The 14971-nt window shown below is 31.1% G+C and carries 12 protein-coding genes and 1 pseudogene; 6 read left to right on the forward strand and 7 right to left on the reverse strand.

Features of this window, described 5'->3' with window-relative positions:
• The 3 genes and pseudogenes from DK442_RS28600 to DK442_RS08655 form a co-directional block, all read right to left on the reverse strand.
• Positions 1–945: pseudogene (locus tag DK442_RS28600) on the reverse strand (IS3 family transposase); the annotation flags it as partial.
• Between the two features lie 88 nt (positions 946–1033).
• Positions 1034–1456: a DoxX family protein gene (locus DK442_RS08650; RefSeq protein ID WP_109435469.1), complete on the reverse strand. Its 423-nt coding sequence runs from the start codon at positions 1454–1456 to the stop codon at positions 1034–1036.
• A gap of 79 nt (positions 1457–1535) precedes the next feature.
• On the reverse strand, positions 1536–2720 hold the full coding sequence (locus DK442_RS08655; protein WP_109435470.1) for a heparan-alpha-glucosaminide N-acetyltransferase domain-containing protein: 1185 nt from the start codon (positions 2718–2720) through the stop codon (positions 1536–1538).
• 403 nt (positions 2721–3123) lie between these two features.
• Between DK442_RS08655 and DK442_RS08660 the strand changes: the two genes are divergently transcribed.
• Positions 3124–3465 (forward strand): hypothetical protein, encoded by a 342-nt coding sequence (locus DK442_RS08660; RefSeq protein WP_109435471.1) that lies wholly within the window; start codon positions 3124–3126, stop codon positions 3463–3465.
• A gap of 107 nt (positions 3466–3572) precedes the next feature.
• On the opposite strand, the gene DK442_RS08665 is transcribed toward DK442_RS08660, so the two are convergent.
• The 3 genes from DK442_RS08665 to DK442_RS08675 all read right to left on the reverse strand — a co-directional run bounded on the left by DK442_RS08665 (position 3573) and on the right by DK442_RS08675 (position 7829).
• Entirely contained in the window at positions 3573–4094 is a 522-nt protein-coding gene (locus DK442_RS08665; RefSeq protein ID WP_109435472.1) for a DUF302 domain-containing protein, read from the reverse strand.
• Positions 4095–4136: 42 nt separating this feature from the next.
• Entirely contained in the window at positions 4137–6881 is a 2745-nt protein-coding gene (locus DK442_RS08670; protein WP_109435473.1) for a carboxypeptidase-like regulatory domain-containing protein, read from the reverse strand.
• 120 nt (positions 6882–7001) lie between these two features.
• Positions 7002–7829 carry a GLPGLI family protein gene (locus tag DK442_RS08675; RefSeq protein WP_109435474.1) on the reverse strand — a complete coding sequence of 276 codons (828 nt, stop codon included), beginning with the start codon at positions 7827–7829 and terminating at the stop codon, positions 7002–7004.
• Positions 7830–7951: 122 nt separating this feature from the next.
• Here DK442_RS08675 and DK442_RS08680 point away from each other — a divergent pair, with 122 nt between their 5' ends.
• The 4 genes from DK442_RS08680 (at position 7952) to DK442_RS08695 (ending at position 11598) form a co-directional block, all read left to right on the forward strand.
• Entirely contained in the window at positions 7952–9463 is a 1512-nt protein-coding gene (locus tag DK442_RS08680) for a sensor histidine kinase KdpD (RefSeq protein ID WP_109435475.1), read from the forward strand.
• On the forward strand, positions 9456–10136 hold the full coding sequence (locus DK442_RS08685; RefSeq protein ID WP_109435476.1) for a response regulator transcription factor: 681 nt from the start codon (positions 9456–9458) through the stop codon (positions 10134–10136). The genes DK442_RS08680 and DK442_RS08685 overlap by 8 nt, the downstream gene beginning before the upstream one ends.
• Before the next feature lie 174 nt (positions 10137–10310).
• Complete coding sequence (locus DK442_RS08690; protein ID WP_109435477.1) at positions 10311–10925, forward strand: deoxynucleoside kinase; 615 nt, start codon at positions 10311–10313, stop codon at positions 10923–10925.
• A gap of 16 nt (positions 10926–10941) precedes the next feature.
• Entirely contained in the window at positions 10942–11598 is a 657-nt protein-coding gene (locus DK442_RS08695; protein ID WP_109435478.1) for a DUF2461 domain-containing protein, read from the forward strand.
• Positions 11599–11633: 35 nt separating this feature from the next.
• On the opposite strand, the gene DK442_RS08700 is transcribed toward DK442_RS08695, so the two are convergent.
• Entirely contained in the window at positions 11634–12875 is a 1242-nt protein-coding gene (locus tag DK442_RS08700) for a 3-deoxy-D-manno-octulosonic acid transferase (protein ID WP_235010927.1), read from the reverse strand.
• A 190-nt stretch (positions 12876–13065) separates the two neighbouring features.
• On the opposite strand from DK442_RS08700, the gene DK442_RS08705 reads away from it, so the two are divergent.
• On the forward strand, positions 13066–14871 hold the full coding sequence (locus DK442_RS08705) for a T9SS type A sorting domain-containing protein (protein ID WP_109435480.1): 1806 nt from the start codon (positions 13066–13068) through the stop codon (positions 14869–14871).
• Positions 14872–14971 lie beyond the last annotated feature (100 nt).

Genomic DNA, 14971 nt, shown 5'->3' on the forward strand with positions numbered 1-14971 from the left:
GTAAACCTCTATCGGAATGATGTATCAGATCTTTAGTAGTTTTTCTATTATGAGTTGCCATTTTTATGGCCTGTACCACATTTTCTGCACTCATATCATCACTAAGGTGGTAGCCCATTATTTTTCTGCTATAAGCATCGGTAACCAATGATAAATAATGAGTTCTTTCTCTGCCTTTAATATAGGTGATATCGCTAACAAAAAACTCTTCAGGTCTTGAAGGACTAGTATCTTTCATTAAGTTAGGATGTTTTCTAAGCCAATGTTTGGAATTCGTGGTCTTTGTATAGTTTTTCTTTGGTTTTATCAACAGGGATTCACTACCTAGGTAATCAAATAGAGCATCTCTTCCTATTTTGATTCCTTGACGATCAAACTCTTCTTTCAATAAAAAATATAGTTTTCTAGTACCTAGCCTAGGCATATCCATTCGAACTTGTTGTACTAAATATTTTACCTGAATAAGTTGATTACTACGAGTTAATGATCGCTTTTGTGATTGATAGATCGCCTGTCTACTGATCCCAAACAATCGACAACAACGTGACAAACTTATTAGTCTTTGTTGTTGGATGCATCTGATTGATTGGGTAAAAACTTTTTTCTGATCGCAGTACCATATTGTCTATCTGAGATATCAATCATGGTATTGAGAATCTCATTTTTTAGTTTCTCATCCGAGAGTTCACGTTCTAATCGCTTGATCTTTTGTGCTGGTGTTTCTTTTGATTTAGACATTTGATCTTGGGCTGGTTTACTCCAGTCTAAGGTACCATGTTTTCGTAACCAAGCCAAAACAGTACTCCTGCCTTGTATACCGTAAGCTTTTTGGGCTTGTTTATAAGTCATCTCCCCCTTTTCTACTTGAGAAACTATTGCCAATTTAAAGCCTAAATTGTAATCTCGTTGTGTACGCTTCTTCCTTGCTTGTTCTGAATGTTTCATAAATAAGTCAATTTTGTGTCAACTTATTTCAGGACGGGACAAACATATATAAAAAGGCTACTCATAATGAGTAGCCTTTTTATATACACTACTGCTCCATTTTTAAATAATAATCTACAGAATGTTTACCGGATCCATAGAACAGAAAAAATACACATAACAGTAAAATTGTACTGGCAACAATTAAATTTGCTGTATTCATTTCTCCTATGAAATTAATAATAACAGCTCCAAAAAGTAAAGGAAGTTGAGCCATTACCGACCACCTAGTGAGTAAACCGAATGCGATAAGTATCCCTCCTATTAAATGAGCGGGAGCAACATAATGAATAATAATCATAGAACCTGCAAGATTCTGAACAGGTTTGATAAGGTCAACAAGAATTTGGCTATTGCTAATAAAATTTATTCCTTTTATGAATAAAAATACCCCAAGAGCAACTCTTAATAAATCTAATGGGTAATACGTATGTGCATTAGCCCATTTATTTAATGATTTTATTGTTGGCATAATAATACATATATTGATTACACCTCTATAAGATACTGATTTATAACCTAATAAAAAAAAGTAATAAAATCAAACAACACTAACGCCTCGCATATCGAATACTTCTGTAAAGACGAATAATATCATTTTTAAGTAAAAGAAGTATTTCTGGTAGAGACATTATTACTTTTTTGGTAATTAAATCTACTATATAATGCAAACGAAGCTTTAATTGTTCTTCATATTTATAATAATACAAAACCAATGCGCAAATACCAAAAACAAATAATAATGCACCTATAAAAGCCTGTAGTGGAGTTAATGTGCGGTAAAAGAAACTGTTAAGCCCTAACCCAAACCAGCTTCCATAAAGCACAAAAAAGTGAATAATATAGATAGAGAGTGTTCTACCTCCTATTTTGGTCATTATTTTACCTGTAAAATAATTTCTCATAAGAATAAATACAGAGAAAAGCATACACACATTACCCAATCTAATAAATAAAAAATTATTATATGCGACAGATTTAAATACAGTAATACCACTCAAGTCATAAAACAACATTAATATGCTTGAAGAATAAAAAACTAATATTGCTCCTAAAGAAAAAAGTAACGTAATGGCAAATGGATAAAATACTTTATGCTTTCCATACTTAAGAAAAAGACTAGCTATAAAACTACCAAAACATACATAACCAAACCATGGGAACAATGTAAAAACTGATCCATTTTTACTCGTAAAATAATTTGCTACAGTTTTTGGTAAAAATTCTAAAATACAACTTCCATATATTGGTTGCAATAGAAAGATAATGATTCCCATACCTAATACAGTATTTTGAAACCAAGCAGTATTTGTTCGATATAATAAAAGATACATTCCTATCAACAGCAACAAAGACGTTCCCATACACTGCAATACATCAACAAAGAAAAATGAAGGATTTACCGTTCCTTTAAAGATCGCATAAAAACTCAGGCGTAATAAATATCCCCAAAAAATCACTTTAATTGCCCGTTTTATTCCTTTTAACACCCTAGGGTTTTCTAATCCGGTTAAGTTTTGTTTGAGTAATAAATACGTAAAAATAAAACCTGTAATGGTAAAGAATGTAGGAGCGGTCATTCCTCTAAAGTATTCCCAAATTGAATATATTAAATTGTTTCTATCTCGATATGTATCTCCTAAAAGAGTATGCACAAAATGCCCTTGAAGCATCATAATAATAGCGAATGCTCGTATTGCATCAAGAAAATGCAACCGACTACTTTGTTTAGTCATGATTGAAATGTTTGGTTAGTTTGTTTCCCTCAAAACGGGTTTTGAATGTTAATATTACTTAAAAAAAGAAGTAAACCATTTAATTTATAGTCTATTTCTGCTATTTTATGTACCAAATCATACAAATCTAACAGGATTAAAAAATTTGAATATCCTAAAAAATTGAATTTCAAAGAATTCGGATATACTTCAAAAACTTATTGATGTATATTATATTAAAAACATTCTGACAAGGAAGAATTTTCAGAATTATTGATTGATAATGTCACGCTATACTGATAGAGTTCTCAAAATCAAATATCAACATTTGAAGAATAATAACTAATTAATAAAATCAAACCTAATATGTTTTTCTATTTTGGCATCTTTATTGGTGCATTTTTATAAATAAAAACAACATAGTATGAAAACTGATTCTTATACAAAATTTATAATGAGTATAATTGCTATTTGCCTAGTTATTATAGTAGTTAGAGATATGGATATCATTCCAAAAGCTCATGCCAATAATAGCTCTGAGTCAAAATATGGTATTTTACCAATTAATGACGACGGCACTATCACTGTTCGTTTAAGTAATACAGATGAAATTGATGTAAACATCAAAAGCATTGACACTTATGATAAACTCAAAGTAGATTTGACAGATATCAATACAGACAAGGAACTAAATATTAATATTGATGAAATAGGGGGTAGTTATGTATCTAGTGGAGGACCTATCAAAGTGAAGATTCAAAATTAATCCTCTTGAAAAAGCTAAAATATTAGCTTTTTCAAGAGGATACTTAAAACCTGATAATAACATCAGTAAAATATAGGCTAACTCAACTAAATTGTTATTATCTTATACTACAAAGCCGCAGCTCCTTTTGAAATATTATCCAAAGCTTTCGTAATTGTTTGTAATATATTTTCATTTCCATTAATATCGTGACGAAGCCTTAAAAACTCCGGATCATTATAAGAGACCTTTACAACTCCTTCATCATCTTGCCATACCAGTACTTTTTGTGGAAGGTCCAACCCTGTGATTTGCGAGTTTTGCATCAATGGAGTACCTAACTTAGGGTTACCAAACATAATCACTCGCGTAGGGTTTAGCTCTAAACCAACAGATGCTGCATTTGCTTGATGATCCAATTGAGCTACAATCTTAAGGTTTGGATTATTAGTAATAATTTCTACTAATGTATTATATGTATCTTCAAAATTTTGAGAGCTTACTTTTGTAATTACACCTTGCGCTTTATCTATTTCCATTTCTTGTTTAGGATTCTGTTCTTTGTCCTTAGACGTATCATTTTGACTTTGATTACAAGAAGTAATTGTTAATACTATCAAAAGAAATCCAAATATTTTATAAATGGTCATGGTGGTTTGTTTTTTTATTGGTCGTAATAACCTATACGATAATTACAAATTATATTTTATACTTAATATCCAGTATCTAGGTTGAACAACATAGCTAGAGGTACTATTATACAATTCGTTAAAACTATCCCTATTAATACTTTTTGTACCTAATGCATTAGTTACAGAAAATTTATATTCCCATTTACTATCGGATTGCTGATACAACATATCAATATCCCAAAAACTATATTCATTAAGTGTAGTTTGGGTATCCTTATAATTATAATAATTATATGAAGATTTTATCAAAAAACTTTTGGCAAATGACCAGTCTAAACGAACAAAGGGTTGATTGGTATAAAATGTCGTTTCTGCTCCATTATTATCATAGTCGTTTATTGTAAGACTATACCCTATATCAAAATTTGGTCCTTTCTTAAAATTAGTTGACCATTCTGTCCTATACATTTGGGTAAGACTTATACTTTCGCTAGGTTGGGTGTTTATAATATTATTAAAGCTAGACCAGTTTATATTTACATCTAATTCCCCTTTCATTTTACCAAATGTTCTACTAAACCTTCCATTAGCAGAAAATACCTGATCAGCCAAATTAGAATTCACAGAAGTATTCACTCTATTAATTCCATTAATAACACTTGTGTTTTTAATTGGATTACGTCGGTTAGTATAACTGATTCTAGCAAAAACATTGGTATAATTAAACATATTGAAGCTAAAATAATTTAGAGAAAAATTATCATACAAAGCATTTTCTAAATTACGGTTTCCTTGTATTAAGGAGTTATAATTATTAAATATATATCCCCTTGCCAATCTATTGACATCTGTATATTCTGCTGTTATCGAATAATTCAACCTAAAACTTTCACTACTTTTTAACTGAGCCAGAACAAAGAAATCTGGTAGTATCTTCCACTCATTTTGGTGAATAACAGTTCCTAATTGTCGGTCTCTTAAGTCATAATTATGAAGACTGACACCAGGGTTAATTGTAAAAATACCGGTAATAAATTTATAATGCATACTTGCAAAAACATCACTAAAATTATACTTCACTCGATTACCAAATTCTTCGGTTTCAAAATCATTACGTCTATCATTATTAAGAGTTTGAAAAATATTAGAATTAAAGTTTTGTGCACTCTGTATAGTTCCTAAGGTAAAATTGAGATTACTCTTTTTATTCAACACATAATAATAGTCCAGTTTTGCATCTAATTTGCTGGTTTTCGTGTTTTTTTCCTGATTGATATTATACTGATCTGATTCTTCTAAAGGATCAAAGATATCCGAGGCAGGATCTAAGGGATCATTAATTTGAGTAAAAATACCTCTAAACGGAATTTCTGTTCGAATCGCATTATAAAAGGGATCCTCTTCTTGAAAAAGATACTGTGCTTCAAGAGAAAATATATTTTTAGCGTTAAGCGTATAATATGCATTTGCATTCTGCTGTATAGAAAACGGAGTATTTTCGAGCCTTTCATTTATATCTTCAGAAATGGTTGATCTTCTAGAAAGGAAAATATCATTTTCTTGTTGCCTGGAACCTTTTCCAAGAATATCATAATCTAATCTAAAATTGGTATTGGGACTATAACTCGCGCTTAATTTTAGTAATCCTAAAGTGCTTTTTTGCTGTGTATTTTCAGAAGTTTCTTCAACAGTATTATCTGAAGCGTCTGGAGTATCATCAATATAAACTCTGCGTGTATTCGTAATTAAATCTGTTTCGGTATTACTTACAATACCATAACCGCTAAGGTCTAATTTTTTGTTGGCAACAACACTAAAATTAGCAGCTCCAAATTTGGTATCTATTTCATTTGCACGATTATTCTGTAGTGTTGCAAAAGCAAGATCATCTGTAGAAATTGTGAATGACGTTCCTCCTCTTCCCAAATTTCTAAATCCTCCTGTAAAATTAAAATAATCTCTTCTTGTAAACGGAACTTCACCGATGTCATTCAAATCAGTAATAATATTTAAACTATATGACGGACTATAATAAAACAGTTTGGGTTTAATGATATAACGTTCTGTTTCTCCAACTCCGGATCCTGCAGTAATGTCACCAAACCAGAAATTCTTTTTTCCTTCCTTAAGCTTAATATTAATTGCAATCTGATCTTGTGAATTGCGAAGACCTCTCATCTGTCCTACATCTTCATAATTACGAAGCACTTCTACCTTATCCAATGCATCAGCAGGAATGTTCTTGGTTGCCAATTTTGAATCTCCATCAAAAAAATCTTTTCCTTCTACCATCACTTTTGAGACCCTTTTTCCTTCTATTTCAATTTCACCATTTTCATTCACATCAACACCTGGAAGTTTTTCTAAAACATCACCCAACTTTTTTTCTGTTCCATTTACAAAAGAATCTGTATTATAAACCAATGTATCTCCTTTAACAACCACAGGTATTTCATATACAATCTCTACTTCATCCAAATTATTTTCCTGAGATTTCATCTCAAAATCCACAGTAACATTATTAGCGTTTACCTCAATTGACTTCACTTCTGTAGAAAGCCCAATAAAACTAACTTTAAGAAGGTAAACATTATTTTGCGGTACCGAAATTTTATACTTTCCTTCTGCGTTAGTAATCCCATATCCAACCATTGTATTATCAGATTTTTTATATGCAATTACATTTGCCATTTCTATTGAATTGCCAATTGAATCTTTTACAAATCCTATAATCTGACTTTTTTGGGCATTAACTACCTGTGCTATTCCGAAAAGGAATACCAGTACTTGTATTTTTTTACTCATTCTATGATTGATTTTATCCGTTTCTATGTGCAGAAATCATAGTCGTGACATTGTGAGTTCCTATTGTAAAACAATAATCTAATGTATATGCTCATCAGATTATTGCTTTACCTAAAATTCTTATCCTCCAATTCGAATTCTCAAACCGTCTCCATCACCTCTTCTTGACATACGATCCCTCATTTCTTCCATTTTTTTCTCCATAATTTCTTCAAATTCTTGTTCAGAAACTACTTTGCCTTTGACCGGTGCATTGATTTCTATTTTCTTTTTGGGATTGAGAACAATTTTAGAGCATAATATATTTTCATCACCATCACCGACTTCTAATATCAAACCTGGCAATCCCCAATAATTTCCTGGGCCATTAGATACAGGGATTTCTGGAGTATACCATGCAGTAATTGCAATCTCTTCTTCTTCGGATTCATCAGTATTCTCCTCATTATTATCAGTAGCAATTCTTATATTTCTCAAACGTTGCCCCATACGTTTTGCAGTTGCTTTATAACAGGTATAAGCTCCGATAGTTTTGGTTTCATCTTCTAATATCCAATCTAGCTTTTCTAGATTATCTTTTATCAGAAATAATTTACCCATCATATCTTGCTTACTTACATATCTTCCTTCTTTACTATTTTTATATAAAACATTAGAAGGCCCAGATCCCGCTATCATAACTCGTACACCGCTAGCAGGTTTTGGCCCCTCTAAGCTTTGAAGTTCTTTGTAGACAGATTCTGTACCATTAAAGTTTAAAGTATATTCTCTCTGAAATTGTTTTTTGAGCATTTCCTGAAGTTGTTTTTGCATATCTGCATTCATTCTGGAATCATCCATATTAAGATCTACCTTGCGATTTGTCTTATACGTTGCTATACCTTGAAAATCCTGAGCAAACAAACTTTCAAATACAAAAAGGAATATCAATATTAAAATTCGTACCATAACTATTGTTTTTGATTATTACTGTACAAATATGTAAACCAAACATTAATAGAACAGTTAACCAGTGTTAACGTGTGTTAACCGATTCGTTTTATATAAGATAAGAGTCTTACTTTTGAATTATGCGAAGAAGAAGTTATAAGAATATACTATATCTTATCATTGCTGTAATTGTTATTACACTTGATATTCAGATATACTGGAATTTAAAAAACTATGAATCTGGAAAACAACAACTGATTAATGAAGTACAAATCAGTTTGGACAATGCAGTAAACCAATATTACACTGAACTCGCAGAAGAAAACACAATACGCTTTGCTTCAGACTCTGCTAATCTTAGAAAATTTTTAAGAAAAGGGAATTTTAGAAATCTTATGCGAGATATGGACTCTGATTGTATTGATTTTAAAACTTATAATTTTTCTGATAGTATTGATACGGCTGATATATCAATAATTAGAAGTTTATCAAAAGAAAGTATATCCAACCCTCCTAAGCGCTTATTTATTACAGCAAATAATAATTCATCTGACAGAGCAAAATTGACTCTATTACGAAAACACGACAGTATACACCAAAAAGAGATATTCGAACAATTAACATCTAAAATTGTGATTTCAATTACTCAGGATTCTCTTAGACTTCCAAAAATAGATACTTTAATACAACAAGAATTTCTTAGAAAAAACATTACTGTAGATTACGGTTTAAAATATATTGACCCATTTGGTAAGGAAACAAAAACTAAAAATAAAATTGTAGATACTGCTGTCTTAAGCACTTCTTCAGAATCCATATATCTCCCTAAAGTAAGCTCTCTAGAATTATTCTTCACTAATGAAAAACTAACTATTTTTAAAAAAAATCTGTTAGGTATTCTTTTATCTTTTTTATTAATGGGTATTGTAGTTGGATGCCTGCTTTTTTTACTAAGAATCATTAATCACCAAAAACAATTAGCAGAACTAAAAAATGATCTAATTAGTAATATCACACACGAATTTAAGACACCCATTGCTACCATAAGCGCTGCAATTGAAGGCATTCAAAACTTTAATCAGGAAAACGATCCAGAAAAGACTAAAAAATATGCAACGATATCCTCAAATCAATTGAGCAAGCTTAATATAATGGTAGAAAAAATCCTTGAAACTGCCACTTTAGACAGTGATAAACTACAATTAAACACAGAAGAAATATATCTCACAGATTATATCCAAACGATTACAGATAAACATCAGGTAAATTCACCTGAAAAAAAAATCATATTCAACAGTACACAAAAAGATATACGATTAAAAATTGATGTATTTCATTTTGAGAATGCTATTAATAATGTAATTGACAACGCCATCAAATATGGAGGGAATTTGATTAAGGTAAATATTAACGCAATAGTTTCTTCTATTTTGATAGAAATTGAAGACAATGGAAAAGGACTTACTAAGGCACATAAAGAGAAAATATTTGAAAAGTTTTATCGTGTACCTAAAGGAAACACTCATGATGTTAAGGGTTTTGGAATTGGATTATTCTATACCAAAACCATTATCGAAAAACATGGCGGAATCATACAGTTATCTTTAGATAAAGGAGTAACAAATTTCAAAATCATATTACCTAATGGCTGAGATCATCAAAATATTAATTGCAGAAGATGAACCTTCTTTAGGTCAAATCATCAAAGAGAGTCTAGAAACTAGAAATTTCAAAGTATATCTTGCCCAAAATGGCGAAGAAGCATACACTCTCTACAAAACAAAAGCTCCTAAACTATTGGTATTGGATGTGATGATGCCCAAAAAAGATGGCTTTACACTAGCCAAAGAAATTAGACAAGAGGATAATGCAATTCCTATTATATTTCTAACAGCCAAGTCACAAACTCAGGATGTAGTTGAAGGATTTACTATTGGCGGAAACGATTATCTTAAAAAACCATTCAGTATGGAAGAATTGATCGTGAGAATCAATAATTTATTACACCGTATCACTCTACAGAAAAGTGCAGAGATAATTACTATTGGGGCCTATATATTTGATTTCCCAAAACAAACACTCACTTATCAAGAACTAAATCAACAACTTACTCATAGAGAAGCACATCTGTTATTTCATTTGGTAAAAAACAAAAATCAGGTACTGGATAGATCCATGATACTCAAAAAATTATGGGGTGATGATGATTTTTTTAATGGACGAAGTATGGATGTCTTTATAACAAAACTTCGCAAAAAATTAAAAAACGACGATTCTATACAGATCATTAATGTAAGAGGGTATGGATATAAACTCGTCTGTTAGTGCTAATTCTCTTAGATTCTATATCCACAATTAGGTAATTAACTAGGTTTCAAAACATAAATCTTATTGAAATTCTTTTCCATCCTTTTTATGTTCCTCATAAATTCTATTATATTTACGCCCAAACTTGAACCAACGTTTTTTACAAGAACACCCCGAGAAAAATAATCGAATATGCATATAGCTATAGCTGGAAATATCGGTGCCGGAAAGACTACATTGACCCGATTACTTGCTAAACATTATAAATGGGAAGCCCATTTTGAAGATGTATTAGAAAATCCTTACTTAGAAGATTTCTATAACAAAATGGAACGTTGGTCTTTTAATCTTCAGATTTATTTCCTGAATAGTCGTTTTAGACAAATACTCGATATTCGCGAAAGCGGAAAAGATATTATACAGGATAGAACTATATACGAAGATGCCTATATCTTTGCTCCTAACTTACATGCAATGGGATTGATGACCAATCGTGATTTTGAAAATTACAGGTCACTTTTTGATCTTATGGAAAATGTTGTTGAAGGTCCGGATCTTCTTATTTATTTGAGAAGTAGTATTCCTAATCTCGTAAACCAAATTCATAAACGTGGTCGAGAATATGAAAATACAATTAGTATTGATTATCTAAGTAGACTTAATGAGAGGTATGAAGCCTGGGCGCATGATTATGATAAAGGAAACCTTTTAATCGTTGATGTAGACCATATCAATTTTGTAGATAACCCTGAAGATTTAGGAAGTATTATTAATCGTATCGATGCAGAGTTAAACGGATTATTTTAATCTTTTGAGTAGCGATATGGATTTTAATTTGCTCTTTCAATTCCTTGAAGACTTACAAAACAACAATCATAAAGAATGGATGGATGCTAATAGAAAACAGTATCAAACCATTCGAAATTCATTTGTTCAATGGTTAGATGATCTGGATTCGAAATTAGCAGGTATTGACCCTGACTACTTTCCAACTCCAGGAAAAAAAGGGATTAATCGCATCAATAATAACTTACTTTTTCACCCAAACAAGCCTGTGTATAAGGATCATTTTGGGGCAGGACTCGATCAGCGTACCAAACAAGGAGATTTTTATGTTCATATCGGAATCTCAGAGTGTTTATTAGCTGGTGGGTACTGGAAACCTGATAATAAGATTTTAAATAGTATTCGAGAAGCCATTGATTATAATGGAGAAGAATTAGTGAAAATCATAAATAAAAAAAGTTTCAAGCGTACTTTTGGCGGAATGCTTCCTGACGAAGATAAACTAAAAAAAGCTCCAAAAGGTTATACTGTAGATCATGAGCATATTGATTTACTTCGTCATCGAACTTTTGCAGTTATTCATCCCTTAACCAAAAAAGATATTCTTAGCGATGATTTTATGGATAAAGTCATAGAAGTTTATAAAGAAATGCTTCCTTTTCGACGATATTTTAATGAGGCGGTAACTGTATAACGTAGCCCCGTTAAAAAGCAACAATTCTGAAAAATCTAATCTATTTTCTTAGATAAATATTCGACAATTATATTTGTCGCTCCTGTATTGCTATTAATAAAGTGTCCAGAAATCATTCCTGTCTTCTCTCTAAACTTTTTATCTTCTGCAAGTTTCAGAATCACATTGGTAAATTCGACAGCATTAGTAATGGAGAATAGTCCGGCTAGTTTTTGTAATTGTTTTGCTTCTCTAAACTTTTCGAAGTTTTTACCAATTATGATAGGAATTCCAAAAGTAGCTGGCTCTAGAATATTATGCAATCCTCCAGTTCCCATAGCGCCTCCTACATATGCAATATCTCCATAACTATATACTCTTGATAAATACCCTATTGTATTCATAATAAAAACCTGTTGATTTTTTAGATCTACACCTTCTTTTTCTGAATATACAACAGTTTTCTTTTTGATTTTCCCTCTCAATCCATTCACACTACTGTCTTTAATTTCGTGAGGAGCGATAATAAAACAAATTTTATCTGATGCTTCATTTACGAAATCTATAAACACCTCTTCATCTTGAGGCCAGGAACTCCCCATTACAATGCAGAGTCGATCATTAATAAATTCTGAAATAAAATCTACATGATTATCCATCTCTATCTGATGCGATACCCTATCAAAACGTGTATCTCCACTTAATGTAACATTATTAAAACCAAGCCCTTCGATCAAATTTTTGGACTCTGTATCCTGAACAAAAAAATGATCCACCATCAATAGTGTTTTACGCATAAAACCACCATACCACTTAAAGAAAGAGTGATCTTCTCTAAATGTTGTTGATATAAATACCACAGGAATATTTTTTGTTTGTAGCATTTTAAGGTAATTAGGCCAAAATTCATACTTTACAAAAATTGCCAATTCTGGTTGTACATATTCTATAAATTTCTTGGCATTGCGTTTGGTATCTATCGGAAGGTATACTATGAGATCAGCTAGCGTACTGTTTTTCTTAGCTTCATATCCTGAAGGAGAAAAAAAAGTAACCAATAACTTATGATTTGGATATTCTTTTTTTAACTCTTCCATCACAGGCACTCCTTGTTCATATTCACCTAAAGATGCACAATGAAACCAGAGGACACGATCCTCGGCGAATATTTTTTCATCTACTATTTGAAAAACGTTTTTCCTTCCTTCTACAAACAATTTTAGTTTAGGACTAAACATTCCTATAATCGGAAGTATATTTTCAAATATCGCAATAAAGAAGTTGTATAAAACGCTCAAGAATGATGATTTTTTTTATGAATTGCTAAAATACAGCTCTTTGTTGTAAAACAACATGGAAAATTTCAAAAGAAGCCTCTTAATTCTTTTAAAGAATCAACAATTTAAATCTAAATATTATGCGTATAATCTATTATTTGTCTTAAAAATTAAATAACTTGATATCAATATTCACACAAACTCAATATTTATGAAATTAAAAACTACTTTAATTGCGCTATTCTCATGTGCTATATTATGCTCTCAAAGCTTCCGCGAGGTACAACTTCCTAAACCTGAAAACCTAAGCTCTTTTTTTATTGGCCCTCTACTTAAGTCTACAATTCATTATGGAGTTACACCTCCAAATTTTAATGGTAAAGTAATTCTATTTAATCATGGATATATTGATCTCAACCAATCCCAATTCTTATTTGACAATTCTTTTTATCAAGAAACTTACAATGAAGGGTACCAAGCTGTTTTTGTAGCGACTACGCGAGGAAAAGGAATTTGGATTAATGGAAAATTATTAGCCGAGTCTATTGATATTGTTACTCAAAAATTCAACGTAGACCAATTATATTTAATAGCGCATAGCAATGGCGGAAAAGCTTCAGAAGCCGCAATGTTTCATTATGGAAAAAAGAACAAAGTAGCGCAAGCATTTGCTCTTGGCACTCCTTTTTGGGGTACATATTTAGCAGATATTTCACAGATGCCCTGGTTAAATTGGGCTTGGAAACTTACTGGGTTAAATGAAGGCGCCAGAACCTCAACAACATACTATTGTAGAGATGTTATAAGACCTTTTTTAGATAATCATCCCAATAATGAACCAGAAAAGTTTGTTGTACTAGGAGCGTCAGGTTATTATAAAGGGTCTACTATTGCAGCTCCTGCTTTTTTACTTACAGGAGGGATTTTGCTTCCAGTCCAGGGAATAAATGATGGTGTGGCTCCTTACAGGAGTACACTTAGACCTGGTGCCGAGTATGTATTTAGAAAAAATGATTCGAGAGCTATTTTTGATCACCTTGATGTTAGTCTGGGACAGTTTAGTTGGTCATATATAAAATCATATATCGAAAATCGTGCTCCAAAAAACACCATCACTCTTGATACCAACCATAATAATTTTAAGATAGAAAGTAATTATTATATTATCCAATCTGAAAATGAATATGATCGCATCGTATTAGATAAAAACTCTAGTTATGCAGTAACCGAAGTTATTCATGAAAATCCAACTGCAGAATTTAAGGTTTTTGATAAAAATCATAAAAAATTAAATCTATCAAAAAGCTTTAGTACAGAAAGTCATAAAACTACTATTCCGGTTTCACAACATGACTTAACATTAAAAAGTGACTCTCGATTCGCAGCTTTTGTAAAACAAAATAGCGGAGTAAAAATGTCTTTAGAACATATTATAGAAAAGAATCATCAAATATTAAAAGTTAAGATTTATTCTGATAAAAAAGATTTTTTGTCGCTTCTAAATACTGAAGTACGAGCTGTGATAACCAAAACTTCAAAAATTGATGGAACACCTTTACAAAATGATTCTAAAGTAATCATATTTGAGAAAGATAAAGATGGTTTTTATTTCGACACCAGGAATCTGGAAGAAGGTGTATATAGTTTATTTCTAAATTCAGAAAATAAAGGAAATTTTAGAAGAAGTATTATTTCGGGATTCGTTGTGGGAGATATCAAAAATAATTTAACTACTATAGAAAATGAAAATACTTTAGAAAAACCAGAGAAATCAATTCAGATTACACCAAACTCGGTTAAAGACCAAGCCGTTTTATTTATAAAAGGATACACTACTCTAAATAATTGGCTAAATGTAAAGATATATGATATCACAGGAAAAGATATTAAAAGCTTTACGATAAGAACAAATCAGAGTTTACAATATAATATCTCTGAACAATTACAAACATTAAGTAGTGGCATTTATCTTCTTAACGTTGATGATTTTAAAACTATAAAATTTAATAAAGAATAAGTGAGTTGATATATATGTAAAGTGAAATGTATGTCTAGATACATTTCACTTTATTTTTTGCAGTTAATAAAAAATATATCAAAACTATAGTTCACATTGG

The sequence above is a fragment of the Aquimarina sp. AU119 genome (genome assembly GCF_900312735.1).
Taxonomy (GTDB): Bacteria; Bacteroidota; Bacteroidia; order Flavobacteriales; family Flavobacteriaceae; genus Aquimarina; species Aquimarina algiphila.

Excerpts from the sequence above, each read along its gene's own strand:
- DK442_RS08705 (WP_109435480.1), top strand. The coding sequence starts at position 13,066 with ATGAAATTAAAAACTACTTTAATTGCGCTATTCTCATGTGCTATATTA.
- DK442_RS08665 (WP_109435472.1), bottom strand. The coding sequence starts at position 4,094 with ATGACCATTTATAAAATATTTGGATTTCTTTTGATAGTATTAACAATT.
- DK442_RS08690 (WP_109435477.1), top strand. The coding sequence starts at position 10,311 with ATGCATATAGCTATAGCTGGAAATATCGGTGCCGGAAAGACTACATTG.
- DK442_RS08655 (WP_109435470.1), bottom strand. The coding sequence starts at position 2,720 with ATGACTAAACAAAGTAGTCGGTTGCATTTTCTTGATGCAATACGAGCA.
- DK442_RS08650 (WP_109435469.1), bottom strand. The coding sequence starts at position 1,456 with ATGCCAACAATAAAATCATTAAATAAATGGGCTAATGCACATACGTAT.
- DK442_RS08660 (WP_109435471.1), top strand. The coding sequence starts at position 3,124 with ATGAAAACTGATTCTTATACAAAATTTATAATGAGTATAATTGCTATT.
- DK442_RS08670 (WP_109435473.1), bottom strand. The coding sequence starts at position 6,881 with ATGAGTAAAAAAATACAAGTACTGGTATTCCTTTTCGGAATAGCACAG.
- DK442_RS08695 (WP_109435478.1), top strand. The coding sequence starts at position 10,942 with ATGGATTTTAATTTGCTCTTTCAATTCCTTGAAGACTTACAAAACAAC.
- DK442_RS08675 (WP_109435474.1), bottom strand. The coding sequence starts at position 7,829 with ATGGTACGAATTTTAATATTGATATTCCTTTTTGTATTTGAAAGTTTG.
- DK442_RS08685 (WP_109435476.1), top strand. The coding sequence starts at position 9,456 with ATGGCTGAGATCATCAAAATATTAATTGCAGAAGATGAACCTTCTTTA.
- DK442_RS08680 (WP_109435475.1), top strand. The coding sequence starts at position 7,952 with ATGCGAAGAAGAAGTTATAAGAATATACTATATCTTATCATTGCTGTA.